Origin of the sequence: Vibrio algicola (assembly GCF_009601765.2) — a bacterium.
Taxonomy (GTDB): domain Bacteria; phylum Pseudomonadota; class Gammaproteobacteria; order Enterobacterales; family Vibrionaceae; genus Vibrio; species Vibrio algicola.
The window spans coordinates 1954836-1981538 of sequence record NZ_CP045699.1 but is presented as its reverse complement, the minus strand read 5'-3'; the positions used below and the strand labels follow the sequence as shown (position 1 = coordinate 1981538).

Genomic DNA, 26703 nt, shown 5'->3' with positions numbered 1-26703 from the left:
GAATTAAGAATCGATGACTGATTATAAAGATACTCTGAATCTACCTGACACAGGGTTTCCAATGCGTGGAAATCTGGCCAATCGTGAGCCAGAAATGCTTAAGCGTTGGTACCAAGAAGATCTTTACGGCGCAATCCGCGCAGCAAAGAAAGGTAAAAAATCGTTTGTATTACACGATGGCCCTCCTTATGCCAACGGTGATATTCATATTGGTCACGCTTTAAATAAAATTCTTAAAGACATTATTATTAAATCAAAGACGCTATCTGGCTTTGATGCTCCGTACGTTCCAGGTTGGGATTGCCACGGTCTACCAATTGAATTAATGGTAGAGAAGAAAAAAGGCAAGCCAGGTCAAAAGATCACGGCGGCTGAATTTCGTGAAGAATGTCGTAAATACGCAGCAGGTCAAGTTGAAGGCCAAAAAGAAAGCTTTAAGCGTTTAGGCATTATGGGCGAGTGGGACAAACCTTACCGCACCATGGATTTTGGCACCGAGGCCAACATTATCCGCTCATTAGGTAAAATTGCCGATCAAGGTCACTTGCTAAAAGGTTTTAAACCTGTTCACTGGTGTACTGACTGTGGTTCTGCATTAGCCGAAGCGGAAGTAGAATATAAAGATAAAGTATCGCCTTCTATCTATGTGCGTTTTAAAGCGACAGATGAAGCGGCGACACTGGCAAAATTTGATTGTAAAGAAGGTCATCAAGGTCAAGGTGATGTGTCGGTTGTTATCTGGACCACCACACCATGGACCATGCCGGCTAACCGCGCGGTTTGTTTGCGTGATGATCTTGAATACGTATTAATCCAAATTGAAGCCAATGGCGATCAACCAGCAGAGCGTATTATCGTGGCTTCTGAGTTGGCGACAGCGGTAATGGATAGCGTGAATGTTGAGCACTACCATAACTTAGGCTTTACGACTGGCGCAGCTCTAGAGCTATGTCAGTTTAATCACCCATTCTACGATTTCACCGTACCGGCTATTTTAGGTGAGCACGTGACCACTGAATCCGGTACTGGTGTGGTTCATACCGCTCCGGGCCACGGTCAAGAAGATTTCGTGGTCGGTAAGCGTTACGATCTTGAAGTGGCGAACCCTGTAGGGTCAAATGGTGTGTATCTACCCGATACCGAGCTATTTGCTGGTCAACACGTATTCAAAGCCAATGCTTCGGTATTAGAAGTGTTACAACAAAAAGGTGCATTGCTGCATCATCACTCTTTTGAGCATAGCTACCCACATTGCTGGCGTCATAAGACTCCGATCATCTTCCGCGCCACGCCACAATGGTTTATCTCGATGGATCAAGCCGGTCTACGTGCGAAAGCATTAAGCGAAATCAAAAACGTTGAATGGATGCCAGAATGGGGTCAAAGCCGCATTGAAGGTATGATCGAAGGTCGCCCAGAATGGTGTATCTCACGTCAACGTACTTGGGGGCGTACCAATCGCATTATTCGTACATAAAGAAACCGCAGAATTGCACCCAGACTCTCCAGCACTGATCGAAAAAGTGGCAAAACTGGTTGAAGAAAAAGGCATTCAAGCATGGTGGGATCTTGATCCTGCTGACTTAATGGGCGCAGCCGATGCCGCCAATTACGAAAAAGTACTCGATACTTTAGATGTATGGTTTGATTCAGGCACGACTCACTATTCAGTAGTAGATAGTCGCGGCGAATTCAATGGCAACAGCGCTGATCTGTACCTTGAAGGTTCGGATCAACACCGTGGTTGGTTCCAATCCTCATTGATCACCTCTGTGGCAATGAAAGATAAAGCCCCCTTACAAACAAGTATTAACTCACGGTTTTGTGGTGGATGCTAACGGCCGTAAGATGTCTAAATCTATCGGTAACGTGGTTTCACCAAAAGATGTGACCAACAAACTTGGCGCGGATATTTTGCGTTTATGGGTTGCTTCTACCGATTACACTGGCGAAGTGGCAGTGTCGGATGAAATTCTAAAACGCAGCGCCGATTCTTACCGTCGTATTCGTAATACTGCGCGTTTCTTCCTCGCTAACTTGAAAGGTTTCAACCCTGCTACCGATATGGTTGCGCCACAAGATATGGTTGCACTCGATCGCTGGGCTGTGGGTCGTGCACAAGCGGCGCAAACTGAAATCGTAAAAGCTTATGAAGAGTACAACACCCATGGCGTAACTCAGCGTTTGATGCAGTTCTGCTCAATTGAAATGGGTTCGTTCTACTTAGATGTGATTAAAGATCGCCAGTACACAGCCAAATTGGGCGGTCATGCTCAACGTAGTTGTCAAACCGCTCTGTACTACATTGTAGAAGCATTAGTGCGTTGGATGGCTCCTATCATGTCGTTCACGGCAGATGAAATCTGGAACGAAATGCCAACCAATCAAGCCAATGGCGAAGCGCGTGATACTTTCGTGTTCACCGGTGACTGGTTCGACGGTTTATTTGGTCTAGAACAAGGCGAAGCACTAAACAACGATTTCTGGGCTCAAATCCAATCGGTTCGTGCTGGCGTGAACAAATTGCTCGAAACTGCGCGTAAAGACAAAACCATTGGTGGTTCGCTACAAGCGGAAGTTGTGTTATACGCCGATGACGCATTAGCAGCTAACCTGAACAAACTTGAAGATGAACTTCGCTTTGTGCTATTAACCTCTAAAGCACAAGTTCAACCATTAAGCGCTAAAACCGATGCTGCCCAAGCAACTGAAGTTGAAGGTTTATTTGTTGAAGTGACGGCTTCAGAAGCTGAAAAATGTGATCGTTGTTGGCACCATGTGGCCGATGTTGGCACTATCGCAGGACACGAAACTGTGTGTGGTCGTTGTGTGACTAACGTTGACGGTGACGGCGAAGCGCGTAAGTTTGCCTAATGACGACTCAATCGTTAACACTTAAACAATCAGGCGTACGCTGGCTTTGGCTAGCGGCGCTGGTATTTTTTGCTGATATTGGCATTAAATTATTAGTGATGAACAACATGGGTTACGGCTGGGTAAATCGGATTGAGATTTTGCCTTTCTTTAACCTACTGTATGTTCACAACCTTGGTGCAGCGTTTAGTTTTTTAAGCGATCAACCGGGTTGGCAACGTTGGTTCTTTAGTGCGATTGCATTTGCGGTTACCGCGATGCTGATCTTCTGGATGCGTAAACTACCGGCGACAGAGCGTTGGAATAATCCCGCTTATGCCATGGTGATTGGTGGCGCGCTCGGTAACGTATTTGATCGTTTAGTGCATGGTTTCGTGGTCGATTACCTCGATTTTTTCTGGGGTAACTACCATTGGCCTGCCTTTAACTTAGCCGACTCAGCGATTTGTATTGGCGCGGTTATGATTGTACTGGACGGTTTTCGTACAAAAAAAGAGCAGTCGCAAGATTAATTCGTAATCTAAGCCTCAGTTTATTAGCGCCGCACGTTTATCGTGCGGCGCTTTTTTATATACTCATTCTAGATAGTTGAGATTGAGATTTCGGTTGCGGTTGGGTTATACCAATGCCATTTAGTCTTTGATTACTCTCTCACCCTAATCACATAGGATCTCAATTTTAAACCCTATATAAATAAGGATATTTTTGTGTCGAACATAACCAATACTAGCCAAGTTACCTTGCATTTTACCATCAAGCTTAAAGATGGTTCCGTTGCTGATAGTACCCACAATCAAGGCAAGCCAGCTAAGTTTGTGATGGGAGATGGCAGCTTAAGTGAGAACTTTGAGCACTGCCTTATTGATTTAACCACTGGCGATAAAAAAGCGATTGAATTGGCAGCCAAGGATGCGTTTGGTTTGCCGAATCCAGATTTTATCCAACATATGGATCGCACTCGCTTTAATGGCCAAGATCTTGAAATTGGAACGATTATGGCGTTTACCGGACCAGATGGTCGTGAAATCCCAGGCATTATCTCTCAAATGAGCGGTGACTCAGTGACGGTCGATTTTAATCACCCACTTTCAGGCCAAGATGTTATTTTTGATGTGGAAATTTTAAACGTCGAATAATCACTATTTGATTTTAGACGCCAGGCGATATTGGAATTGATATTACATCTCATCTAGAGGTTGTCAGTGAGTTCGTTATAGGTAGAATAGCGCTATTATTGACGCACAAGAGATAGCTCAGGACATGACTCAAAAAATGAAAATTTTATTAGCAAACCCGCGTGGTTTTTGTGCTGGTGTTGATCGTGCGATCAGTATCGTCGAACGTGCCTTAGAAATGTATCAACCACCGATTTATGTTCGCCATGAAGTGGTGCATAACCGTTTTGTGGTTGAAGGCTTAAAAGCGCGCGGCGCCGTATTTGTTGAAGAGCTATCTGAAGTACCAGATGACAACATTGTTATTTTTTCGGCGCATGGTGTCTCTCAAGCGGTGCGTAGTGAGGCAAAAGAGCGTCAATTAACCGTATTTGATGCCACTTGCCCTTTGGTAACGAAAGTGCACATGGAAGTCGCTCGTGCCAGTCGTAAGAATATGGAAGTGGTACTTATTGGTCATGCGGGTCATCCTGAAGTGGAAGGCACTATGGGGCAATATGCCAGTGACGTTGGTGGTATGTATCTGGTTGAACGCCCTGAAGATGTTGCCAAATTAACGGTAAAAGATCCCACTAATCTACATTATGTTAGCCAAACCACTTTGTCGGTGGATGAAACTTCGGATGTGATCAATACATTGCGTGAAGTATTCCCTGATATCCAAGGGCCACGTAAAGATGATATTTGCTACGCGACTCAAAACCGTCAAGATGCAGTGCGTATTCTAGCCAGTAGTGTCGATATTATGGTGGTGGTAGGCTCTAGAAATTCCTCGAACTCTACCCGTTTAAAAGAATTAGCTGAAAAGCTTGGTACTCAAGGTTACTTAATTGATTGCCCAGAAGATATTGATGCAACTTGGTTTGACGGCAAACACAAAATTGGCGTCACCGCTGGAGCCTCCGCGCCAGAAGAGTTAGTCGATCAAATCATTGCACGCATTCAAGAGCTGGGCGCAACCGATGTTGAAGAAGTGTTAGGGCGAGAAGAGAATATGTTCTTTGAAGTGCCAAGAGAGCTGCAAATTAAAAATGTAGAGTAGCGGGTCTCGGAAAACGTTACTCGTAGCTCGAAAAAAATTAGAAAGGTCGCTAGATGAAAGTCTTGTAGTGGCTGAGTGAATTGGGCCACTTGATTGAAGGTTTGCAATACCTGAAATTATCCGTGAGATGCTAATTTAGGAAAGCCACTGACAAGGAATTGTCCAAAAACGAGTTGTGTTATTGATGGCTTATTAACTACAAATACCTTACCACCCGTTCTTCAATACAAAAAAGGCCGATAGTTTTTCAACTATCGGCCTTTGTGTTTTTAGCAACTTAGCTATTAATCACGAGATTCAGTGTAATCGATCAGCTTGTCTTCTTCTGCTTGATCAAACTCTGGGTCACCTTTACCTTTCGAGATTTTAATGACGTAGCCAGTAATTAATAAGCTCGCCACAATGCCGACGATAGTTGAAATTTGCATTCCCATACCAAAGCCTAACGTGTGGTTATTTAAGATGAAAGTGATACACACTGCGGTCATAAACATCGCAGGAACGGTTGTGATCCAGTGGAATTTATTAAAGCGTAGTAGGTAAGCCGATGCGGTCCACAACATCATCACTGCGGTAGTTTGGTTAGCAAAACCGAAGTAGCGCCAGATAATACCAAAATCAACTTGAGTTAAAATGCCGCCGAGAATAAATAACGGCATCGCCATCAATAAACGATTCTTTAAGGTTTTTTGTTCCATGTTGAAGTATTCAGCTAAAATCAGACGACTTGAACGGAAAGCTGTATCACCGGAAGTAATCGGCAAGATGACCACACCTAAGAAGGCTAAGATACCACCAAATACGCCAAGTAAACCAAATGAGGCACTGTAAACCACATTACCAGGGCCGCCGTTGGCAACTGCTGCTTGTAATGCATCCATAGAGCCAAAGAAAGATAGGGCTACTGCACACCAAATTAAGGCAATCACACCTTCACCAATCATGGCGCCAAAGAACACAAAGCGGCCATTTTTTTCATTCTCTAAACAGCGAGCCATTAATGGAGATTGAGTGGCATGGAAGCCAGAAATCGCACCACAAGCAATGGTAATAAAGAGTGCAGGCCAAAGCGGTAGATCATTTGGGTTCATATTGGTGAACATATCGCTGAACTTGTATCCGGCTAAAATTGAATGTTCGCTAGAAAACGCAATCGCCGCGATAAGGCCAACCGACATGAAGATCAGCAGAGCGCCAAAGAATGGATAAAAACGACCGATGATTTTATCGACTGGAACTATGGTAGCAATCACATAATAAGTGAAGATAATCGCGACCATCATTCCCATAGAAACCGTAGTATTGGTTTGCTCATTGACAAGGTTGGTGATCATACCTGCCGGAGCGGAGACAAAAACCACCCCAACCAACAGCAACAACACTAAAGCAAAAATATTCATAAAGTGCTTGGCATTTTTACCTAAGTAACGGCCAGTTAAGCTTGGAACCGAAGCGCCACCATTACGCACCGACAACATTCCAGAGAAGTAGTCATGTACCGCACCTGCAAAGATACAACCCAGTACAATCCATAACATCGCGGCAGGGCCGTAAAGGGCACCCATGATTGGGCCAAAAATTGGACCGACCCCTGCAATATTGAGTAGCTGAACTAAATAAACTTTTTTGTTCGACATTGGCACATAATCGACCCCGTCTTGCTTTGAGAAAGCCGGCGTGGTGCGTTTTTCATTAATGCCAAAGACTCTCTCAACGAAAGCGCCATAGATAAAGTAGCCCGCGATCAGCGCCGCTACACAAAAAAGGAACATCATCATAGTTATTGCCTTATTCAAATAGTTTGAAAATTCAGGATATATAGTAAATGGCTATTTGATAACAATCTCATAACTTTTGCTTAGTGGTTAAATAGTGGATTAAGTGGTCATAAAAACAAATTAAGTGGCTTTTATGTTAATAAATGTGCTTGATTTCATTTGTTTTAAATGTGACCTGTGTAATAGTTGCTAGATTCAACATCGAAGTACACAAGCGTGTTGGTGGCTTAGAGATAAAAAAGTCACACTCAAATCATATCAATAAGGAATATTATGAGCGTTCATAAAAGCGGTTATTCATCACTAGCAAAAGGGTTACTGATCAGTTGCTCCACTTTGTTGTTAGCGGCTTGTGTTAATAGCACGGTAGAAGATTACGCTAAGGCAGGAGATTGGACATCCGTAGGCTACTCCGATGGCATTAAGGGCAAACAAAATCGAACCACAAGTCAGTTGAAAAAATTAGGTTACGTTAATATCAATGATTACGCCGACGGTTATTTAGAAGGGAATAAAGAATACTGCAATCCGAAACACGCTTATCAAATTGGTATCTCTGGCAATTATTATGAAGGCGTATGTGAAGGCACGCCGGATGCGCAAAAATTCAGAATGGAATGGCAACGTGGTTGGAATGACAGTAAGTTAGATGGCTCCAACTAAATATACCCGTCTTACTTGAAGCTACAGCTTTGTTGGCTGCGCTAACTCACCCCAATTACTTAGGCAAGCTAAGCTCATGGGGCTTCGTTTACTTGCCGCCTCACTGCAACTTCAATTACTTTGGGTATAGAACATAAATTAGCGTAAAGGGATTTTTATGCATGAAGAACAAATAGGATTAATGCTGGCTGCGGTTGGTTTAGTCGGTTTAGGTTGCCAGTGGCTGGCTTGGCGTTTAAAGCTGCCCGCCATTTTGTTCTTATTGATCGCTGGATTTATCATTGGTCCTATTACGCACCTTTTTACCCCCAATGAAATGTTTGGCGATTTGTTATTTCCGTTAATCTCCCTCGCGGTGGCGGTGATCTTATTTGAAGGCAGCCTGACCTTAAATTTAAAAGAGATCCGCGAGGTGAACCGCACCGTGATTAATATTGTCACCATCGGCGCGTTGATCTCTTGGGGATTAACCAGTGTATTTACCTTTTACATCCTCGATTTTAGTTGGCCATTGGCGTTGTTGTTCGGTAGTTTAACTGTGGTCACCGGACCTACTGTGGTGGTGCCATTACTGCGTACCGTTCGACCTCAAGCCAAGCTTGCCAATATTCTGCGCTGGGAAGGGATCTTAATTGATCCTATCGGCGCGTTGTTTATTGTGATCGTGTATGAATTTATTGTCTCAAGCAGCAAGGTACATAGCCTTGAAGTCTTTGGCTTAATCTTACTGATTGGGATTGTATTTGGTGTGGTGGCAGGCACGATCTTAGCGCAATTACTACGTCGTCGATTATTGCCAGAATATCTGCAACCTTTTGCGGTATTAACCTTAGTGTTAGGTGTGTTTTCGATTTCAAATAGTTTGGAGTCAGAGTCTGGTTTACTGGCGGTCACCGTGATGGGAATGTGGCTCGCCAATGCCAAAGGCGTCAATATTCAAAACATCCTGCATTTTAAAGAAAACCTCACTATCTTATTGATTTCCGGTTTGTTCTTAATGTTATCGGCCCGCATGGAGTTGAGTGATTTTGCCGCGCTTGGTGTGGGCTCCGCTATTTTGTTTGCCGCGATCCAATTGCTCTCACGACCGATTGCTATTTTTGTGGCAACTATTGGCAGCAGTCTTAAATTTAAAGAAAAATTCTTTGTTGCTTGGGTTGCGCCGCGTGGGATCGTCGCCGCTTCCATTTCATCTTTATTTGCCATTAAGCTGGTGGATGCCGGCGTAGAAGGCGCGAATCTATTAGTACCACTCACTTTTATGGTGATCGTCGGAACGGTGGTATTACAGAGTTTCACTGCGCGCCCCTTAGCCAATTTATTAAACGTCGCCGAGCCATCACCAAGAGGCTATTTGATTGTGGGGGCCAATGATATCGGTCGAAGCTTAGCGCTAGCATTAAAGAAATATGGCGACCGAGTGGTAGTCACTGATTCTAACTGGGACTATATTCGCAAAGCCCGTATGTTGGGGCTAGAAACCTATTACGGCAACCCAACCTCAAGCCATGCGGAAGAGTATTTAGATCTCATTGGCATTGGTAATGTGGTGGCGGTATCACCGGATAAACACTTCAATATTGTGGTCGCCAAACACTTTATGAGTGACTTTGGCGAAAGGCGGGTATTCTTTTTAAATGGTAAAGTCAAAGATACCAATCAGCACGAAAAGCATAATGTAGTGGAACAAAACAATGGTAGAACACTATTTGGTGATGAGGTCAGTTATAAAAAACTCGCCAGCTTGTTAAATCAAGGCGCAGAAGTAAAACACACTAAGCTCAGCGCCGAATTTACTTGGCAAGATTATGTGATGAAATACGCCGACGGACATCGTTTATCATTATTTACCATCGATCCAAAAGGCAATATTCATATTTTGTCGAAGGACAGTACGCATACTACGGATGCGGATTGGACTGTGGTGAGTTTGATTAAAGAGTGATTATTGAATTGGATCAGGTTTAAGGGAAATGGAAATATGAACCGAATTAAAGGAAAAGGTTATCAGGCGATCTCTTTTGTCGAGGATCTAGGGCTATTTGCGATTGCCTTATTAACGGTGATCGCGATGGGGATTGAGATTTGGCTAGTGTTTACCAATATGCATGTAGGTCTAACGGATTTACTTCTACTTTTTATCTATTTAGAAGTATTGGCGATGGTGGGCTTGTATTTAAAATCGGGGCGATTACCGGTTAGGATGCCACTTTATATTGTGATCGTGGCGCTGGCTCGTTATATGATTTTAGATATGAAAAACTTGGATACCTATCGAATGTTGGGCTTATCTGGGGCGATCTTGATCATTACTATTGCGATCTTGGCGATCCGATTTGGCCACACTAAATATCCTTATGGCGATACAGATAATGGCGATACCGATAAAAACTCATAATATGCCAAGAATTTCCTTTAACGGCTTTAAGTAACGGCGACTGACTGGGGTGATATTACCACTATGGGTGATCACTTCAGCCAATCCATTGTCGAGTAAGCGGATCTCACGAATGGCTTGAGTATTGACTAAGTATTGGCGATGACAGCGTAATAATTCGGTTTTTTCTTCTAAGGTTTTTAAGGTCAGTTGGCTACTGGCGGTTTGCTGCGCGGTTTGAATATGCACCCCAGAAAGATCACTAAAAGCGGTTTCAATATCGTGCAGTGGAATGATCATAATGCGGTTGTGCCCCATGCAAGGCACTTGCTGTAATTTTTTGGGCGTGAGCGCTTCGATTTGAGCTTGAGTATGGATCGCTTCTTGGTTTTGCTTGGCTTTAAGTAATCGCTGAATGGTTTTATCTAAACGCTTTGGATCAACCGGTTTAAGCAAGTAGTCGAATGCGTTATCTTCAAATGCTTGAATGGCATATTGATCAAATGCAGTAACAAAAATAACTTGCGGCATGGTATCGGGATCCATCATCGCTAATAACTCGATGCCATTAACTTGTGGCATTTGAATATCCACAAACACCGCTTCCGGTTTTAAGTTGTTGATGAGCTTTAGTCCTTCAATCGCGTTGCTAGCTTGCGCGATCACTTCAACCGCACCGCTTTCTTGCAGTAATTCACTCATCTCTTCACGTGCAAATTGCTCATCATCAATGACTATCGCGGTTAACATAATTATCCTTATTGTTTGCCGATCATGCTCGTTGGGATCAAAAAGCTCATGCGAGTGAATTGGTCTTTTTGACACTCGATCTGGAGTTCACCGTTAGGGCCAAAAAAGTTGTTTAAACGCTTATTCACAATATCCATTCCTAAGCCTTGATGCTCGCGAGGTGGTGCGATAAAACTGCCAGCATTATCTTCGACTACGATTAAATAGCCTAACGCATTTTGCTGACTATAAATACGCACTCGTCCACCTTGTAATAGATTGCCGACGCCATGCTTGATCGCATTTTCCACCAAAGGTTGTAAGGTGAAGCTTGGCAGCGATTTATCTAATAATGCCTCGGCAATATCAATCTCTACTTCAAGCCTATCGGTAAAGCGCGCTTTTTCAATAGTAAGGTAGGCGTTGACATGCGCCAGTTCATCTTTAAAGGTCACGGTTTCGATATTCTGTTTTAAGTTACTTCTAAAAAAGTGGGAAAGGTGCTGGATCAGTTCACGCGCTTTATCGGGATCGCGGCGGATCACCGCATTAATGGTATTGAGAGCATTAAATAAAAAATGTGGGTTAACTTGAGCGTGTAATAATTTAATCTCGGCTTGAGTGAGCAGCGTTTGTTGCTGCTGAAAATCACCATAAAGAATTTGGCTAGAAAGCAGTTGCGCGATCCCTTCTCCCATCGAACGATTAATATTAGACAACAGTTTACGTTTTGGCTCATACAGTTTAATCGTTCCCACCACTTCTTTGCCGGCGCGCAGTGGGATCACCAATACCGAACCTAATTTACAGTCAGCGGAGATCGAACACTGATAGGGGCTTTCCCTACCATCTAAAACAATGACTCGATTTTCTTGCATCGCTTGTAAAGTGCAATCAGAGGAAATAGGGGTGTTGGGTTGATGATGATTATCGCCAATGCCAATAAAGGCTAAGATTTTTTCTTTATCGGTGATCGCAACCGCGCCGACACGTGTTTCTTGATAAATAATACGAGCCACTTGTTCGGCGTTATTGGCATTAAACCCTGAATTCCAGATCCCAACCGTTCGCTCAGCAATGGTTAAAGCGCGACGTGAAAAAGTGGCAGAGTATTTTTCATAAATGGTTTTTCTATCTTGCAAAATACTGACAAACAACGCGGCACCAACACTGTTGGCGATGATCATTGGTGCGGCAATATTGGAAACTAAAGATAGAGCCTGATCGAAGGGTTTCGCCACCGCAACAATGATTAACATTTGGCTGACTTCCGCCACAAAAGCAACCAACAAGACCACGATAGGGTTGAACAGTTGATCCGCTTTGCCTTTTCTCACTAAATACAGATGTAACAAGCCGCCAATTAATCCTTCTGTGGTGGTGGAAATCGCACAAGCGACATCGGTAAAGCCCCCTAGGCTATAGCGATGCATACCGCCAGTAAATCCGACAGCAAAGCCGACAATTGGCCCACCAAATAACCCGCCCATGACCGCACCAATGGCACGAGTATTGGCAATGGCATCGTTAAAACTCAAACCAAAATAGGTCCCCATAATGCAAAATAATGAGAATAAGACATAACAACTGAATTTATGAGAAAGACGCGATGAGACATTGAGTAGCGGCAAAAAAATGGGTGTTTTGCTCAGCATATACGCCAAGACTAAGTAGACACACATTTGTTGTAGCAGCGAAAGAATAAGATCCATAGTTTGCGCTTTGAGTTAAGAGAATAAAGAATGCAGAATAGTGGTGTAATTATATTTTTACACGTGTATATTAATTCTTACGGATGTTTTTAACTATTGATTGGTTTGAAAATAAAAAATAGCGTGTTAATTTAGTTCCATACAGCGCCATGTCGCTATTCAATTAAATGTATTATAAAGTTTACAGGGATGACCATGCATAAAAGTGAATTAAGCAATATCAATATTAGTGATGAACAGATTATCATTACTCCCAATGAATTAAAGCAAAAAATCCCACTAAGTGACAAGGCTCGTCATTTTATTCAAGAGTCACGTCAAACCATTTCTAATATCATCCATAAACAAGATCACCGCTTATTGGTCGTATGTGGCCCTTGCTCGATCCACGATATTGATGCCGCCAAAGAATACGCCAAACGTTTAAAAGCGTTATCCAATACCTTAAATGATCAATTGTACATTGTGATGCGGGTGTACTTTGAAAAACCTCGTACTACCGTTGGTTGGAAAGGGCTGATCAACGATCCACATCTTGATAACTCATTTGATGTCGAACATGGTCTGCACATGGCGCGTCAATTATTAGTTGATTTAGCTGAAATGGAAATCCCATTAGCAACCGAAGCGCTCGATCCTATTAGCCCGCAATACATTGGTGATACTTTTAGTTGGGCGGCGATTGGTGCGCGTACCACCGAATCTCAAACTCACCGTGAAATGGCGAGTGGATTATCGGTTCCGGTTGGCTTTAAAAATGGTACCGATGGCAGTTTAGGCACCGCTATTAATGCAATGCAAGCCGCATCATCGAGTCACCGCTTTATGGGAATAGACAGCAACGGCCAAGTCGCACTGTTAACCACTCAAGGTAACCCAAATGGTCATGTGATTTTACGAGGCGGTAAGCAAACCAACTACGATTCAGTGTCGGTTAATGAATGTGAAACCGAAATGGCGAAACACGGCTTAGATGCGTCATTAATGGTCGATTGTAGCCATGCCAATTCACGCAAAGATTACCGTCGTCAGCCATTGGTGGCAGAAGATGTTATCCATCAAATTCGCGAAGGCAATAAGTCTATTATTGGTTTAATGATTGAAAGCCACATTAATGAAGGTAATCAAGGGTCGGATATTGCGCTTTCTGAGATGCAGTATGGCGTATCGATCACAGATGCGTGTATTAATTGGGATTCGACTGAAATCTTATTGCGCCATGCTCATCAAGAATTGGTACCCTTTTTAGAAGACCGTTTAAAAGGATAAAATAGGCGGTTATCAAGGACGTTAGTATTGGTGGAATTAGGAAAAAATCATGGCTGTTGAATTAAATGAACTGCGCGATCAAATTGACGCAGTAGACAAACAAATTGTGGATCTTTTAGCGCAGCGTTTGTCGCTGGTGGAAAAAGTTGGCGAAGTAAAAAGTATTCACGGCTTACCGATTTACGCCCCAGACCGAGAAGCGGCAATGTTGGCTTCTCGGCGCGAAGAAGCAGAAAAACGAGGGGTGCCACCGCAATTAATCGAAGATATTTTGCGCCGTACTATGCGTGAGTCTTATGCCAGCGAAAAAGATTCGGGCTTTAAATGTTTGAATCCAGAATTACGTCCGATTGTGATTGTTGGTGGTCATGGTCAGTTAGGTGGCGTATTCAAGCGGATGTTTGAACTCTCTGGCTACCAAGTGAAAATCTTGGGTAGTCAGGATTGGGATAATGCCGAAAGCTTAGTGAAAGATGCTGGCATGGTGGTGGTGAGTGTTCCTATTCATTTAACTGATGGCGTGATCCAAAAGCTGCCTAAATTGCCTGATGATTGTATTTTATGTGATTTAACTTCCATCAAAGCCGAGCCGTTAGCGGCAATGCTTGAAGTGCACGCTGGCCCTGTTGTTGGCTTGCACCCAATGTTTGGCCCTGATATTCCAAGCATGGCAAAACAGGTGATTATTTGCAGCGACGGACGCGCCCCCGAAACCTACCAATGGTTACTCAAGCAGTTCGAAATTTGGGGAGCAAGCATTTGCGCGATTGATGCTAAAGAGCACGATAACGGTATGACGCTGATCCAAGCGCTGCGTCACTTTACTTCGTTTGCTTATGGTCTGCATTTGGCGCAAGAGAACCCAAACTTAGATACCTTGGTCCAATTGAGTTCACCGATTTATCGCTTAGAGCTGGCGATGGTGGGGCGCTTATTTGCTCAAGATCCAAATCTCTATGGCGATATCATCATGGCATCGCAACACAATATCGACATGATTAAACGCTTCCACCATCGTTTTGGTGAAGCAATTAAGATTTTAGATAACCACGATAAAGCCGAGTTTGTTAAGCAGTTTGAAGGCGTATCGGAATGGTATGGTGATTATTCTCAACAATTTATGAACGAGAGCCAAAACCTACTCAAACAAGCCAATGACGCGATCCATCGAGGTAAGTGACGGTTTGTAGAATGTCAGAAAAATTATAAAAATGCCCAACTTGAACGATTCAAGTTGGGCATTTTTTTGTTTAACTTTTAGTTTGGGTTTCTTTTACTCATCAATTTCAAAGGAGTGAATCCAAATTAAAAATAGTGGATACCCGATGATACTTTCTTATGGTGTTGGTTTAAGAAATTCGTATTTTTTGCCTTGCGTGTATATTGTTGGTAATGGGTTTAATGTATTAATGTAATATTGATCACCTTGTTTTACTGTTGGGAATGGAATGTAGTATAGGTAAAATCCTTTAGGCAACTTAGTGGTAATGCTATTAATTATTTGATCGAAATCTTGTTCTTCTCCCATTTTTCGGGCAATTAAAATGGGTAACGGCACTGTTACTAAAGTGGTATTCAAATTGGAAATTTCAGCACCATATCCATAGGTGTATGCGTCAACCATCTTCCCATCGCGTAGAACTTTACGCTCTGTTAGTAAGTCAGTGGAAACCGATTCAGATTGAATATTTAACCCACTTCTTATCCACTGACCGTCAATTTTAACTACAAATGTTTCCCAATTTGGGTGGTTTTTAAACGCCTGTTCTTGTTTAACTTCACCGTACTTTTCAAGCTCATTTATTGTTGCTGTTTTAATGTTGTTTATAATGAATTTTTGAGCTTCAAGTTTTGAACCAAAGTCTGATTTTTTAACGGATATTATCCATGTGGGTTTCGAGGCTATATGCTGTGAATTAGTCATAGCCAGTAATCCACTTGTTCCTGCACCTCCAAGTGCCAACATGGGATTACCCGATAGTGCGGTAATTAATGACAGACTTAACATCGACCCTGCATTGCTTTTTTTATTGAAAACTTGATTTGCAGCCTCTTTCTCTTCCAATGTGAAATCTTTTAATGGCGAATCATACGTTTTTATACCAAACGAATAGGGCTTAGTTAATGCTGTTTGATTTGCTATGTTGTATGCATAACTATTCTCAGAGCTAAAAGGTTGTGGTTCGATAACTTGTGGTGAACTGCAACCTAGTATTGTCATTATTGGTATCATGCTAATAATAAGTTTGATATTCATAATAATTAAGTCCTTTTATTTTTATCGTAATTGAAAACTTATAACCTTGTATGAATGTTAAATTTATTGGCAATATTAGATAATACCAATCACCTCACCGCGGTCAAATTATCCGTATTATGTTTGTTGCTGGTTACGTTCTCCCAACCTGATTCATCAATTCCAAAGTCTTGTAATTCCTTTTGACGATGCAATGTTGGCGGTTTGGTTTTTGATGTGGATTTTTCCACCGATTTTTTATTAATTGTTCGGTGTTTAGTGGTTCTTTCGAGCAAACTTTGCAGTTGCACTAAGCCATTGATGTTTTTAACCAACGCGGCCCAATGAACAATTTTTTGCTGCTTAAATAGGCGGTCAAAATTTTCCGGTTGCCATTGCATAAAATCTTTAGGATCGAGGGTTTGCCCTAAAAAGCGGATTTCATAATGCAGGTGAGGGCCAGTTGAAAGGCCGGTGCTACCGCATAAGGCAATAGGATCCCCTTTTTCTACAAACTGACCGGTCTTAACTAAAAAACGATGTAAGTGGGCATACATCGATATAAATCCAAAACCATGGCGAATTTTAATTAAATTGCCATAACCTTGATTACTTGGACGGGTGAGTTCTACCACACCATCGGCAGTTGAGTAAATGCTACCACCTGACGGGCAGGTTAGATCTATACCTAAATGGCGTTTGGATTTACCAGTAATGGGGTGGACTCTGGTGCCATAAGGGGATGAGACACGGGTATAACTCATGGGCGAATCATTGGGTATCATTCTAAATAAAGTTGCTTTTACTGCTGGGCTGAGATCAGGAATGGTGTCGTCGGGATTCGACTGACTGAAAGATAGCAATAATGAACTGATCGCTTGGTTGGTATTGGTGACAACAATCTCAACGCCTTCTTCGTCATCGAGTTGAGGTGATTCTTCATCTAATAAGGCGAGATCGCTTTGTAGATTTTGATTAATTAACAATTGATCGTTATAGAGATCTTTATATTGTTGAGATTTTTGGTGTAGATAATTAATTGTGATCCCTGCCGTTTTAGGGGGGAGGCTTGTGAAAAAAGAGCCTATCAAGCTACTTAGACTAAAGAAAACACAACCGAAAATCAGTAATATGGCACTCATTCCTAGTATAGGATTGATGGCGATAGTACGGTTTTTATTATTAAGTGGAAGAGTAAGTTCCATTAAGCCAAGCTGCATAGAAATTTATTCACATGGATAAGAAATTGTCTGGGTTTAGTTAGGTCTACCTGAATTCACTTAACAGCTAAAGTTTGTTAGGTTAACTGTTTGAAATTTTACAGCGCTGTTCGCATTATTTCGATTGAGACATGAAAAAAGCCACTTTCAATTAATGAAAGTGGCTTTGATGTATTCGCAACTATGGTTGAACATTAGCTGCGATTTATACGGTTATTACTTGGTCATACGCTTGTACTTGATGCGGTGTGGTTCTGCTGCCGCTGCGCCAATAGTTTGCTTTAACCAATCGCTGTATTCGGTGTAGTTACCTTCAAAGAAGTTCACTTGACCTTCATCGCGGTAATCTAAGATATGAGTTGCAATGCGGTCAAGGAACCAACGGTCATGCGAGATAACCATAGCGCAACCTGGGAATTCCAGTAATGCTTCTTCTAGTGCTCGAAGAGTTTCAACATCCAAGTCATTGGTCGGTTCATCGAGCAGCAATACGTTACCGCCTGCTTTTAGCAGTTTAGCTAAGTGAACACGGTTACGCTCACCACCAGATAGATCACCGATGCGTTTTTGCTGATCGTTACCTTTGAAGTTAAAGCGAGAGCAATAAGCACGCGCTGGAATTTCAAAGTTGTTGATCTTGATGATGTCAGCACCTTCTGAGATCTCTTGGAATACGCTGTTGTTATCATTCATGCTGTCGCGGAACTGATCAACTGACGCTAATTTTACGGTTGCACCTAATTCAACACTACCAGAATCGGCTTGTTCTGCGCCGCTGAGGATCTTAAATAGGGTTGATTTACCCGCGCCGTTTGCCCCGACGATACCGACGATCGCCCCTTTAGGCATGCTAAAAGAAAGATCATCAATTAGTACCCGATCACCAAACGATTTGGTCAGGTTCTTAACATCAAGAACTTTGTCCCCTAAACGCTCACCTGGCGGAATAAACAGCTCATTGGTTTCGTTACGTTTTTGGTGATCACTGGTGTTCAATTCTTCAAATCGAGCCATACGCGCTTTTGATTTCGCTTGGCGACCTTTTGGATTTTGACGAACCCATTCTAATTCTTTTGCGATGGTTTTCTTACGGGCATTTTCAGTTGATGATTCTTGCGCCAGACGAGCATCTTTTTGCTCTAGCCATGAGGTGTAGTTGCCTTCCCATGGAATACCTTCACCACGGTCAAGCTCTAAGATCCAACCAGCAGCGTTGTCGAGGAAGTAACGGTCATGGGTGATCGCAACCACAGTGCCGCTGTAATCAACGAGGAAGTGCTCAAGCCATGCAACGGATTCTGCATCCAAGTGGTTGGTGGGTTCATCGAGTAATAGCATGTCCGGCTTTTCAAGCAGCAGACGACAAATTGCCACGCGGCGACGCTCACCACCAGATAAGAATTCAATCTTGGCATCCCACTCCGGTAGGCGCAATGCATCGGCAGCGCGCTCCAACGAGTTCTCTAGATTATGACCATCTTTAGCTTGGATTAAGGCTTCTAATTCACCTTGTTCTTTCGCCAATGCGTCGAAATCGGCATCAGGTTCAGCGTAGGCGGCATAAACCGCATCAATTCGCTTGAGCGCGTCGGCTACATCGCCCACCGCTTCTTCAACAATTTCACGTACGGTTTTTGATTCATCTAGAACGGGCTCTTGTGGTAAGTAACCCACTTTAAGGTCTACTTGCGCGCGCGCTTCGCCATCAATATCTTGATCGATACCGGCCATAATGCGCAATAAAGTCGATTTACCTGAACCATTTAGACCAAGAACACCAATTTTGGCACCTGGAAAAAAGCTTAGTGAGATGTCTTTTAGTATTTGACGTTTCGGTGGCACAATTTTGCTCACGCGAGACATGGTATAAACGTATTCAGCCATTGCTGTATCGATCCTATTCTGGAGAATAAATTGAAAAGCTTAGTTTACTCTTTCTCACATAAGATTCACACTAGGGATAAGAAACAAAGATATGATGAATGTCATACCATCGAGTAAATGAAAGCCTTAGCATTTTAACTCGATAATCTGGATTTACTCTCTCGCAAATACCTTAAATAAGGAAATGTTTGTATTCATGCCGCATTCAAAGAAAAACATAGCTCGTATTATTGTCCTAACTGGTTGCGTTCTTTTAGGTACGTACTTTCTCGCAAAGCCTGTTATTGCCAATAGTTTGACAAAAAAAACAGTGATTGCAAAACCGACTAAGGCATTGACTCATTTAGAAAAGCAACGAGAGCTGTACCAGCAAGCGCAAGATTTACTCGATCTTAAAAAGATCGCTCAATATATTGATCTTCGCCCACAAATTTCTGATTACGCTTTGACTCCTTATGTCGATTATCGTGCTTTTTTGATTGATATTGGTGAGCGAGCGCCTCAAGAAGTGGACAATTTTACCTTGCTTCATAAAGACTTCCCATTCTCAAGCAGCATCAAGGCGGCATATTTAACCGGATTGGCGAAAAATAAGCGTTGGAAAACTTTAAGTGAATATCAAAAAGAGCCCCCCAATGATCAACGTTTTCGTTGTTACTATTACACCGCTAAGTGGGAAACTAACTACAAAACTCAAGCGTATAAAGGTGCACAAAGCTTATGGTTAACCGCGGGGAGTGTATCTTCTGCTTGTGATGATTTATTTGATCATTGGGCTAAAGCCGGTCATCGCACCGATGATATGATCATTGATCGTATGGTGCTGATGTCAAAAGCGCGTCGCTCTGGGCTGTTTAGCTATCTGGATAAAATGTTGGTTAGCGACGCCGCTAAAGAGCAATCTAAAAATCTGCAAGCTCTGTTTAAAAAGCCACAAGATGTGCTGAGCTTTAGTCAATCAAACCCGGTCACTAAGTTTAATCAATCGTTAACGGATATCGCGTTTAAACAATGGATTAGGCAAGATACTAAGTCAGCAGTAGAAAATTTTGATGCGGTGATGAAAGCGCAAAAATTGCCACAAAGCACCCAAACCTATTTAGCTAACTACGCCACATCATGGTTAGTGAACACTGATTCGGATAAATTAGCCGCTTGGCGTGATGCGCAAATTAAGCAAGGCGGTTCAGTGGCAATGATAGAGCGTCGAGCCAGATTAGCTGTGCAGCATAATGATTGGCAAGGTGTGAGTTATTGGGTGGGATTGCTGCCACAAAAAATGCAGAGCACCACCCGTTGGCAATATTGGCTTGGCCGAGTTGAATTTGCACAAGGTAAAGACAAACAAGCGAAACAACGATTAACGAAAATTTTAGGCCAGCGCGATTTTTACAGTGTGGCGGCAGCGAATCTTTTGGGTGAGCCAATCCGTTATCAAAGTCAGATATTAACCGGTAAGCAAGTGGATATCTCAAGTAAGAAGGTGGCACTGGCTCGAATTGAAGAAATGATTGCAGTTGATAAAATTGATGCGGCTAAACGTGAATGGCGTTGGTTGTTATGGCACAGCACTCAAAGTCAGAAGATGGCACTGGTTGAGTATGCCTCACATAAGCATTGGCATAACTTTACTATTGTTGCCACCATTGAAGCTAAAATGTGGAGCTACACCAGTTTACGTTTTCCCATCACTCATCGTTGGTGGTTTGAGCATTTCGCGAAACAAAATAATGTCCCATTGATCACTCTCATGTCGTTGTCTCGCCAAGAAAGTGCTTTGGATGTGAATGCTCGTTCCCCGGTTGGTGCTCGCGGTTTAATGCAAATAATGCCAACTACGGCTCAGCATGTGGTTGATATTCATGATCTTAAATATAATAATGCAGACGATTTATATAACGTTGATAAAAATATTGAGATTGGCAGTTATTACTTAAGTGATCTGTTGAAAGATTATGATAACAATAGAATTTTCGCTTTTGCTGCTTATAATGCTGGCCCAAATAGAGTTAAACAATGGCGTCAACGTACTGGTGGAAAAGTAGATGCCTATTCCTTTATTGAAGCGATTCCTTTTAAAGAAACGCGCGGTTATGTGCAAAATATTTTAATGTTTGAAACTTACTATCGTAATCTGCTTGCTCAAGATGGGGCTTTCTTAACCCCAAGTGAACTAAAAGGAAAATACTAATCATGGGGTTATCAAATGATCCACTGGTCAATGATGAAATGAATAAAGCTGAATTTGAACACTGGCAAGATGTATTAACAGCATTACAATTGGCAACTAAGAATGATCAATTGGATTTTTTGTTGTCCGCTTTATTGACCTTTGATGAGCGTGAGGCGCTGCTGGCTCGAATGAATATCTTACACGAGCTAATGAAAGGTGAGCGTTCGCAACGGCAAATTAGTCAAATGCTTAAGGTGGGGATTGCGACTATAACGCGAGGTTCGACTGAGTTGAAACACAGTAGCCCCGAACAAAAACAGCAGTTACAACAATTATTGCAAGCTGCTGCCGATGTTAAAGCGTAATGGGGCTTCACTAAAGGGTTAAAAATGGCTAGGATTGACGAACGGGATCAGAGCTAGAATTAACGCTTGATGATACACCGAACTGCGCGTTAATTGATGGTGAGTAAGGAGGCCAATTGCGCCTCCTTTTTGTTTGATGTTTTCGGTAGCAAATACCTCATCCATCACATCGCCTAATTCTTTGCCTTGGCTTACCTTCACTAATACTTCCGGTGGTAACATTAAACAAGCTGAGCGAGATTCGCCGCGTTTAACTAAATTATCTTCAATCACCATCCATGCAAAAGTAAAGTTATCTTCAATTCCGGCTTCAAGCCCAACATAAAAATCAGCATCGACGATCGCTTGCTTAGCGTTTTTAACTCGATTGAGTGCGCCTTGTTTGGTGGCTTGATCACTCATCGGTTGATCGGGGACTTCGCTTGACACTGATACCCCTTCAAAATGAAAGGTATGTTGTGGAAAGCTATCATGAAAGGCACTTTCAACCGCTTTTATTTTTGCGGGGTTGAGTGACGCAATCACTACTTTAACAACGCGCGATTGGATCATATTAAACCTCTAAATCGATAGATGTTGGTTTTACATTTTCAATCGGATAGCAGCCAAGTACTTTTAAATGACGAGTGATTTTGGTTAGCTCCGCCAGAGCTTGTTGCATTGGCTGAGAATCTAAATGGGCTTCCAGATCAACATAGAACATTTCTTCCCATGGATTCCCCATGATTGGGCGCGATTCCAACTTCGTCATATTGATCCCGTAGCGTTGCAATACCAGTAAGGTTTCAACCAGTGAACCGGCTTGATGGGAGGTCGACATGATAATGGTTGTTTTGGCTGGGATTTGCGGTGAGACTTCAACCGACTTACGCGCCACCACAATAAAGCGAGTATGGTTCTCGGTTTGGTTGGCAATGTTGCCTTGGATTTTTTGTAAGCCGTACAGTTTACCGCTGCTTGAGTTACCAATTGCTGCCACATCATTGCGGTTAAGCGCTTTGACTTTTTTCATCGCATCGGCTGTGCTGGCGCAAGATTCTAATGTCACACCATCAAGGTGGCTCAAGAACTCACTGCATTGCTGGTGTGGTTGTGGATGAGAATATAAGGTCTTAATGTCTTCGATGCGAATATCTTGTTGTGCTAACAGGCAGTGCTCAATCGGCAGAGTCATCTCACCAACAATATAAAGGGTGGTATTTTGCAGTAAATCATACACTTCGTTAATTGAGCCAGAACTGGTATTTTCAATTGGCAGTACACCAAAATCGGCATGACCGGTTTCAACGGTGGTGGCGATATCTTTAAAGTGATGACAGTTTAGTTCAATTAACTCATTATTTTTACGGCTAAAGTATTCACGGCTAGCAAGGTGAGAGTAGGATCCTTTTGAACCAAGAAAAGCGACGCGAACTAAAGGCTGACGACTGTCTTGGGGATTGACTAAGTTCTGTAAATAGGATTGTTGTAATAGTACCGAGTCTTCAATAATGGTATGGAATAACTTGGTGATGTAATTGGCATCGAGTTGATACTTTTCTTTACCGTTATTGATGAGCTTAACCAATAGTTCTTGTTCGCGAGCGGCATCACGAACAGGCTTGGCCGTTTCAACTTTGCTTTTTGCCACTTCAATACTTAATGCGCGACGTTCGGATAAAATATTAAGTAATTGATCGTCTAGTTGATTGAGTCTAAGACGAATGTGGTCGAGAGAGTATTTAGCTTGTGTCATGATTTTTCCTATAAAAAAGCCCCCCAGTGGTGGGAGGCTTTCTGCTCGTTTTTGGTTTGTTTTTAAAACGACATTAGCCTCGCAGGTTAACCGCGAAAAAAGAAGCCAAAAAAGAACAGCATATATGGGTTCATAAGATTAGTAACGTTATGAATAAAGAGTGATTACACCATAAGGCACAGGCTATAAAAGCGTCAAGCAAAAAAATAGCGCCAAGGTAGGCGCTAAACGATAAGAATGTGATTCTAGTGAGGCTTATGCTTCAGCTTCCTCTTGTTCTAATTCTTCTTCCCCTCGGAGGACTTGGTTACGTTTTGCTTCTGGCTTGTGGCTGAGTTTATTCAGCTGGCGACCAAGTTTTTGTTCTACTTCATTGATTGCTTTATACAGATCTTCATCACTGGCTGAGGCAACCAATTGTCCTTTCGGTACGGTTATTTTAGCTTCTATTTTGGTTTGATTAGCAGGTTCAGTGCTGATGGTTGCATGGCAACTAAGCAGCTCGATTTGCCATTTTTCAAGCTTTTTAAATTTAGCCTCAATGTGATCACGAATAGAAGAAGTAACTTCGATATTTTTTCCAATAACGTTCATTTGCATAAATATTTTTCCTCGTGTGACCTAACTCGTTAACTTCAGGATACCCTTTGGAAGAAATAATATTGTGATAAAGATCGCTTTTTGGGGTGAGATTGCTAAGCAAAGAATGAAATGTGATCCTGAACAAAATTAATGAGGTAATTAGCACAAAAAAGCAGCTGAATTTGAATTCAACTGCTTTTTTTCATCGACGACTGTTTTTAAACACAAGCTAAGCTAATATTATTTTTCTTTATTTAATGTGATGAGTTCCTGGGTCTTGTTGACACCATCCTCAAGGTTAATCGCTTTGTAAGCTTTGAGTTGTATTTTTAATGAATCATGTGCCGCTTTAGTATCTGGGTAGGTTTTTTGGATTTCTTGACAGCGGTTGATGGCTGCAATGTAAGCTTCTCGACGCAGGTAGAAATCGGCAGACGCTAAATCATATTCAGCTAAACGATTTTTTAGTGCTAATAAACGAATACGAGCATCGGCGGCATAATCACTATTCGGGTAGCGTTCAAGTAAACGTTTAAAATCAACAAACGCAGCTTTTACTGGTTCAGGATCACGATCGGAGCGGTCAATACCAAATAGAGTATGCATAAAATTAGAATCTTGCGCCATATTAGTTAGGCCACTCATATATAACACCCAGTCAGTACGAGCATGTGCCGGGTTTAAACGAGTAAAGCGCGCAATGGTGGCAGAGGTTAATGCATAATCGCCATTTTTATAGTAGGCATAGATGAGATCAAGTTGCACTTGATCGGAATAGGGACCAAAAGGATAGCGTGAATCGAGTGCTTCTAACTTCTTGATGGAACTAGCCCAGTCACCGGTTTGCAATTCCATATGCGCTTGAGAATAGAGATCAGATGGCGGGATATCGGGCACTGCATCTTTTTTATCTGCGCATCCTGCAAGCAAAATGACGGTCATTAGACCTATAATATATTGGCGTTTCATTGTGAAGAGTAATTCCCTTGATTTGGATATTCTTTAATTAAATTTTGTCGCGTCCGTTACTTCTGACAACTTAACAGATACAATGACGAATAACTCTATTTTATCCATAATGTTGGATAATAGTCTCATGGTTTTTTAAAAAGTTCGATATGACCCAGCAGATAATACGCACAGATACAGTAAAAGACTCGCAATTAGGACAACGTTTAGACCAAGCGATGGCCGAATTGTTCACAGATTTTTCACGTTCTCGATTGAAAGAATGGTTGCTTGCGGGCAATGTTCAAGTTGATGGAGAAGTCGTGACCAAACCTCGAATTCGTATGATGGGAGGCGAAGAGATCATTCTCCAAGCTGAACTTGAAGATGAAGAGCGTTGGATCGCGCAAGACCTTCCACTTGATATCGTTTATGAAGATGACGATATTTTGGTGATCAATAAACCGCGCGATTTTGTGGTTCACCCAGGAGCGGGTACCCCAGATGGCACGGTATTAAATGCACTATTGCATCATTACCCCGATATTGCCAAAGTACCTCGCGCTGGTATTGTTCACCGTTTGGATAAAGACACCACAGGTTTGATGGTGGTGGCTAAAACGGTCCCAGCCCAAACTCGTTTGGTTCGAGCACTGCAAAAACGCAATATTACTCGTGAATATGAAGCGATTATTATTGGCACCATGACTGCCGGTGGCCGGATTGAAAAGCCAATTGGTCGTCATGCGAATAAACGAACGTTGATGGCGGTAACTGAAACCGGTAAAGATGCGGTGACTCACTACCGTGTGGCAGAGCACTTCCGTGAACATACGCGTATTCGTTTACGCCTTGAAACGGGTCGTACTCACCAGATCCGTGTGCACATGTCTTACATTCAGCATCCATTATTAGGTGATATTGCTTATGGTGGTCGCGCACGGATCCCTCGTGGTGCTTCGGCTGAACTTACGCAAATGATCCGCAGCTTTGATCGCCAAGCATTGCATGCGGTGATGCTTAAATTTGTTCACCCAGTCAGTGGTGAAGAAATGAAGTTTCACGCCCCAGTGCCAGATGACATTCTCATTATGGCAGAAGCGCTGCGTCAAGATGCCAAAGACAACGTTGAAGACGAGCCAATATAAGTCATGGATGTAATTATTCCCAACTGGCCAGCACCAAAACAGGTTAAAGCAATAAGCTCTACCCGTATTGATGGGGTGTCAAAAGGTGTGTACCAAGGATTAAATCTTGGTGCGCATGTTGGGGATGATGCAAAACGGGTTAGGCAAAATCGCAAGCTACTCACTCAAGCGATGCAGATGCCCAATCCGCCTGTGTGGTTAAATCAAACGCATTCAACCCATGTCGTTGAAGTGAATCAACCAACCGCAACAGTATTGGATGCAGATGCTTGTACTACTCAGCAGAAAGGGGTTGTATGTAGCGCGATGACGGCAGATTGTTTGCCAGTGTTGCTCACTAATATTGAAGGTACCCAAGTGGCCGCCGTGCATGCAGGTTGGCGCGGTTTAGCCGATGGTATTATTGAGCAGGCAGTCAAAAAGTTCGAACACCCTGAAACGGTAATGGCTTGGCTTGGCCCTGCTATTGGCGCCAGTGTATTTGAAGTTGGACAAGATGTAGTGGATATATTTGTGGCGGTTGATCCAGATGCTAAAGATGGATTTAACTTGCTCTCATCAAAAGTAGCGTCAGAAACTTCAGCTAAAAAATATCTGGCTGATATGAATAAACTTGCCACACAACGTCTTAACCGAATTGGCGTCACACAAGTGTATTACAGTAATCGCTGTACTGTTTCCGAGCACGATACTTTCTATTCTTATCGCCGCGATGGCGTGACGGGCAGACAAGCTTCTTTTATTTGGATTGAATAATTCTATTTTCTTCTTTCTTTCATATCCCTTCCGGTAC

Annotated in this window: 22 protein-coding genes, 1 pseudogene and 1 other annotated feature; of the genes and pseudogenes, 13 read left to right on the top strand and 10 right to left on the bottom strand. The window is 42.5% G+C overall.

The window, feature by feature from the left end; translation table 11 throughout:
• The first annotated feature begins 13 nt into the window (after positions 1-13).
• The 4 genes and pseudogenes from ileS (at position 14) to ispH (ending at position 5091) form a co-directional block, all read left to right on the top strand.
• A pseudogene (ileS, locus tag GFB47_RS09060) lies at positions 14-2874 on the top strand (isoleucine--tRNA ligase).
• Positions 2874-3386 (top strand): signal peptidase II, encoded by a 513-nt coding sequence (gene lspA / locus GFB47_RS09055; protein ID WP_153447691.1) that lies wholly within the window; start codon positions 2874-2876, stop codon positions 3384-3386. Before ileS ends, lspA begins: the two are co-directional and overlap by 1 nt.
• Positions 3387-3581: 195 nt before the next feature.
• Positions 3582-4010: an FKBP-type peptidyl-prolyl cis-trans isomerase gene (gene fkpB / locus GFB47_RS09050; RefSeq protein WP_153447690.1), complete on the top strand. Its 429-nt coding sequence runs from the start codon at positions 3582-3584 to the stop codon at positions 4008-4010.
• 124 nt (positions 4011-4134) lie between these two features.
• Positions 4135-5091 (top strand): 4-hydroxy-3-methylbut-2-enyl diphosphate reductase, encoded by a 957-nt coding sequence (gene ispH / locus GFB47_RS09045; protein WP_178306471.1) that lies wholly within the window; start codon positions 4135-4137, stop codon positions 5089-5091.
• A gap of 284 nt (positions 5092-5375) precedes the next feature.
• On the opposite strand, the gene GFB47_RS09040 is transcribed toward ispH, so the two are convergent.
• Entirely contained in the window at positions 5376-6869 is a 1494-nt protein-coding gene (locus GFB47_RS09040) for a carbon starvation CstA family protein (RefSeq protein ID WP_153447688.1), read from the bottom strand.
• Positions 6870-7142: 273 nt separating this feature from the next.
• Here GFB47_RS09040 and GFB47_RS09035 point away from each other — a divergent pair, with 273 nt between their 5' ends.
• The 3 genes from GFB47_RS09035 to GFB47_RS09025 all read left to right on the top strand — a co-directional run bounded on the left by GFB47_RS09035 (position 7143) and on the right by GFB47_RS09025 (position 9930).
• The gene (locus GFB47_RS09035) at positions 7143-7532 is read left to right on the top strand and encodes a DUF2799 domain-containing protein (RefSeq protein WP_153447687.1); all 390 of its coding nucleotides are present in this window, start codon (positions 7143-7145) and stop codon (positions 7530-7532) included.
• A gap of 157 nt (positions 7533-7689) precedes the next feature.
• On the top strand, positions 7690-9477 hold the full coding sequence (locus GFB47_RS09030; RefSeq protein ID WP_153447686.1) for a cation:proton antiporter: 1788 nt from the start codon (positions 7690-7692) through the stop codon (positions 9475-9477).
• 36 nt (positions 9478-9513) lie between these two features.
• Positions 9514-9930 carry a phosphate-starvation-inducible protein PsiE gene (locus GFB47_RS09025; RefSeq protein ID WP_153447685.1) on the top strand — a complete coding sequence of 139 codons (417 nt, stop codon included), beginning with the start codon at positions 9514-9516 and terminating at the stop codon, positions 9928-9930.
• Here GFB47_RS09025 and btsR read toward each other — a convergent pair.
• Both btsR and GFB47_RS09015 read right to left on the bottom strand, forming a co-directional pair.
• Complete coding sequence (btsR, locus tag GFB47_RS09020) at positions 9925-10659, bottom strand: two-component system response regulator BtsR (RefSeq protein WP_153447684.1); 735 nt, start codon at positions 10657-10659, stop codon at positions 9925-9927. The genes GFB47_RS09025 and btsR overlap by 6 nt on opposite strands.
• A gap of 8 nt (positions 10660-10667) precedes the next feature.
• Positions 10668-12350, bottom strand: coding sequence for a sensor histidine kinase (locus GFB47_RS09015; protein WP_153447683.1), 1683 nt, complete (start codon positions 12348-12350; stop codon positions 10668-10670).
• A gap of 195 nt (positions 12351-12545) precedes the next feature.
• On the opposite strand from GFB47_RS09015, the gene GFB47_RS09010 reads away from it, so the two are divergent.
• Together GFB47_RS09010 and tyrA are read left to right on the top strand one after the other, a co-directional pair.
• The gene (locus GFB47_RS09010) at positions 12546-13619 is read left to right on the top strand and encodes a 3-deoxy-7-phosphoheptulonate synthase (RefSeq protein WP_153447682.1); all 1074 of its coding nucleotides are present in this window, start codon (positions 12546-12548) and stop codon (positions 13617-13619) included.
• Between the two features lie 49 nt (positions 13620-13668).
• Complete coding sequence (tyrA, locus tag GFB47_RS09005; RefSeq protein WP_153447681.1) at positions 13669-14799, top strand: bifunctional chorismate mutase/prephenate dehydrogenase; 1131 nt, start codon at positions 13669-13671, stop codon at positions 14797-14799.
• Between the two features lie 156 nt (positions 14800-14955).
• Here the strand turns inward: tyrA and GFB47_RS09000 are convergent, their stop codons facing one another.
• From GFB47_RS09000 to ettA, 3 genes are all read right to left on the bottom strand, one after another.
• The gene (locus GFB47_RS09000) at positions 14956-15876 is read right to left on the bottom strand and encodes a hypothetical protein (RefSeq protein WP_153447680.1); all 921 of its coding nucleotides are present in this window, start codon (positions 15874-15876) and stop codon (positions 14956-14958) included.
• An 89-nt stretch (positions 15877-15965) separates the two neighbouring features.
• Positions 15966-17060 (bottom strand): M23 family metallopeptidase, encoded by a 1095-nt coding sequence (locus GFB47_RS08995; protein ID WP_225874261.1) that lies wholly within the window; start codon positions 17058-17060, stop codon positions 15966-15968.
• A gap of 231 nt (positions 17061-17291) precedes the next feature.
• Positions 17292-18959 (bottom strand): energy-dependent translational throttle protein EttA, encoded by a 1668-nt coding sequence (gene ettA / locus GFB47_RS08990; protein WP_153447679.1) that lies wholly within the window; start codon positions 18957-18959, stop codon positions 17292-17294.
• Positions 18960-19155: 196 nt separating this feature from the next.
• Between ettA and GFB47_RS08985 the strand changes: the two genes are divergently transcribed.
• Together GFB47_RS08985 and trpR are read left to right on the top strand one after the other, a co-directional pair.
• Positions 19156-21150 carry a transglycosylase SLT domain-containing protein gene (locus GFB47_RS08985; RefSeq protein ID WP_153447678.1) on the top strand — a complete coding sequence of 665 codons (1995 nt, stop codon included), beginning with the start codon at positions 19156-19158 and terminating at the stop codon, positions 21148-21150.
• Between the two features lie 38 nt (positions 21151-21188).
• Complete coding sequence (trpR, locus tag GFB47_RS08980) at positions 21189-21497, top strand: trp operon repressor (RefSeq protein ID WP_153448199.1); 309 nt, start codon at positions 21189-21191, stop codon at positions 21495-21497.
• 18 nt (positions 21498-21515) lie between these two features.
• On the opposite strand, the gene yjjX is transcribed toward trpR, so the two are convergent.
• The 4 genes from yjjX to bamD all read right to left on the bottom strand — a co-directional run bounded on the left by yjjX (position 21516) and on the right by bamD (position 24783).
• Positions 21516-22049 (bottom strand): inosine/xanthosine triphosphatase, encoded by a 534-nt coding sequence (gene yjjX, locus GFB47_RS08975; RefSeq protein ID WP_153447677.1) that lies wholly within the window; start codon positions 22047-22049, stop codon positions 21516-21518.
• A 1-nt stretch (position 22050) separates the two neighbouring features.
• A complete protein-coding gene (gene pheA / locus GFB47_RS08970) occupies positions 22051-23232 on the bottom strand; it encodes a prephenate dehydratase (protein WP_153447676.1) in 1182 nt (393 codons plus the stop codon).
• A 10-nt stretch (positions 23233-23242) separates the two neighbouring features.
• Positions 23243-23364 (bottom strand) — a sequence feature (Phe leader region).
• A gap of 123 nt (positions 23365-23487) precedes the next feature.
• Positions 23488-23832, bottom strand: coding sequence for a ribosome hibernation-promoting factor, HPF/YfiA family (gene hpf, locus GFB47_RS08965; RefSeq protein ID WP_153447675.1), 345 nt, complete (start codon positions 23830-23832; stop codon positions 23488-23490).
• Positions 23833-24054: 222 nt separating this feature from the next.
• Positions 24055-24783 carry an outer membrane protein assembly factor BamD gene (gene bamD, locus GFB47_RS08960; protein ID WP_153447674.1) on the bottom strand — a complete coding sequence of 243 codons (729 nt, stop codon included), beginning with the start codon at positions 24781-24783 and terminating at the stop codon, positions 24055-24057.
• A 149-nt stretch (positions 24784-24932) separates the two neighbouring features.
• Here bamD and rluD point away from each other — a divergent pair, with 149 nt between their 5' ends.
• Complete coding sequence (gene rluD, locus GFB47_RS08955; protein WP_153447673.1) at positions 24933-25910, top strand: 23S rRNA pseudouridine(1911/1915/1917) synthase RluD; 978 nt, start codon at positions 24933-24935, stop codon at positions 25908-25910.
• A 3-nt stretch (positions 25911-25913) separates the two neighbouring features.
• The gene (gene pgeF / locus GFB47_RS08950) at positions 25914-26666 is read left to right on the top strand and encodes a peptidoglycan editing factor PgeF (RefSeq protein ID WP_153447672.1); all 753 of its coding nucleotides are present in this window, start codon (positions 25914-25916) and stop codon (positions 26664-26666) included.
• Positions 26667-26703 lie beyond the last annotated feature (37 nt).

Excerpts from the sequence above, each read along its gene's own strand:
- lspA (WP_153447691.1), top strand. The coding sequence starts at position 2,874 with ATGACGACTCAATCGTTAACACTTAAACAATCAGGCGTACGCTGGCTT.
- ispH (WP_178306471.1), top strand. The coding sequence starts at position 4,135 with ATGACTCAAAAAATGAAAATTTTATTAGCAAACCCGCGTGGTTTTTGT.
- GFB47_RS09040 (WP_153447688.1), bottom strand. The coding sequence starts at position 6,869 with ATGATGATGTTCCTTTTTTGTGTAGCGGCGCTGATCGCGGGCTACTTT.
- GFB47_RS09035 (WP_153447687.1), top strand. The coding sequence starts at position 7,143 with ATGAGCGTTCATAAAAGCGGTTATTCATCACTAGCAAAAGGGTTACTG.
- GFB47_RS09030 (WP_153447686.1), top strand. The coding sequence starts at position 7,690 with ATGCATGAAGAACAAATAGGATTAATGCTGGCTGCGGTTGGTTTAGTC.
- GFB47_RS09025 (WP_153447685.1), top strand. The coding sequence starts at position 9,514 with ATGAACCGAATTAAAGGAAAAGGTTATCAGGCGATCTCTTTTGTCGAG.
- btsR (WP_153447684.1), bottom strand. The coding sequence starts at position 10,659 with ATGTTAACCGCGATAGTCATTGATGATGAGCAATTTGCACGTGAAGAG.
- GFB47_RS09015 (WP_153447683.1), bottom strand. The coding sequence starts at position 12,350 with ATGGATCTTATTCTTTCGCTGCTACAACAAATGTGTGTCTACTTAGTC.
- GFB47_RS09010 (WP_153447682.1), top strand. The coding sequence starts at position 12,546 with ATGCATAAAAGTGAATTAAGCAATATCAATATTAGTGATGAACAGATT.
- tyrA (WP_153447681.1), top strand. The coding sequence starts at position 13,669 with ATGGCTGTTGAATTAAATGAACTGCGCGATCAAATTGACGCAGTAGAC.
- GFB47_RS09000 (WP_153447680.1), bottom strand. The coding sequence starts at position 15,876 with ATGAATATCAAACTTATTATTAGCATGATACCAATAATGACAATACTA.
- GFB47_RS08995 (WP_225874261.1), bottom strand. The coding sequence starts at position 17,060 with ATGGAACTTACTCTTCCACTTAATAATAAAAACCGTACTATCGCCATC.
- ettA (WP_153447679.1), bottom strand. The coding sequence starts at position 18,959 with ATGGCTGAATACGTTTATACCATGTCTCGCGTGAGCAAAATTGTGCCA.
- GFB47_RS08985 (WP_153447678.1), top strand. The coding sequence starts at position 19,156 with ATGCCGCATTCAAAGAAAAACATAGCTCGTATTATTGTCCTAACTGGT.
- trpR (WP_153448199.1), top strand. The coding sequence starts at position 21,189 with ATGAATAAAGCTGAATTTGAACACTGGCAAGATGTATTAACAGCATTA.
- yjjX (WP_153447677.1), bottom strand. The coding sequence starts at position 22,049 with ATGATCCAATCGCGCGTTGTTAAAGTAGTGATTGCGTCACTCAACCCC.
- pheA (WP_153447676.1), bottom strand. The coding sequence starts at position 23,232 with ATGACACAAGCTAAATACTCTCTCGACCACATTCGTCTTAGACTCAAT.
- hpf (WP_153447675.1), bottom strand. The coding sequence starts at position 23,832 with ATGCAAATGAACGTTATTGGAAAAAATATCGAAGTTACTTCTTCTATT.
- bamD (WP_153447674.1), bottom strand. The coding sequence starts at position 24,783 with ATGAAACGCCAATATATTATAGGTCTAATGACCGTCATTTTGCTTGCA.
- rluD (WP_153447673.1), top strand. The coding sequence starts at position 24,933 with ATGACCCAGCAGATAATACGCACAGATACAGTAAAAGACTCGCAATTA.
- pgeF (WP_153447672.1), top strand. The coding sequence starts at position 25,914 with ATGGATGTAATTATTCCCAACTGGCCAGCACCAAAACAGGTTAAAGCA.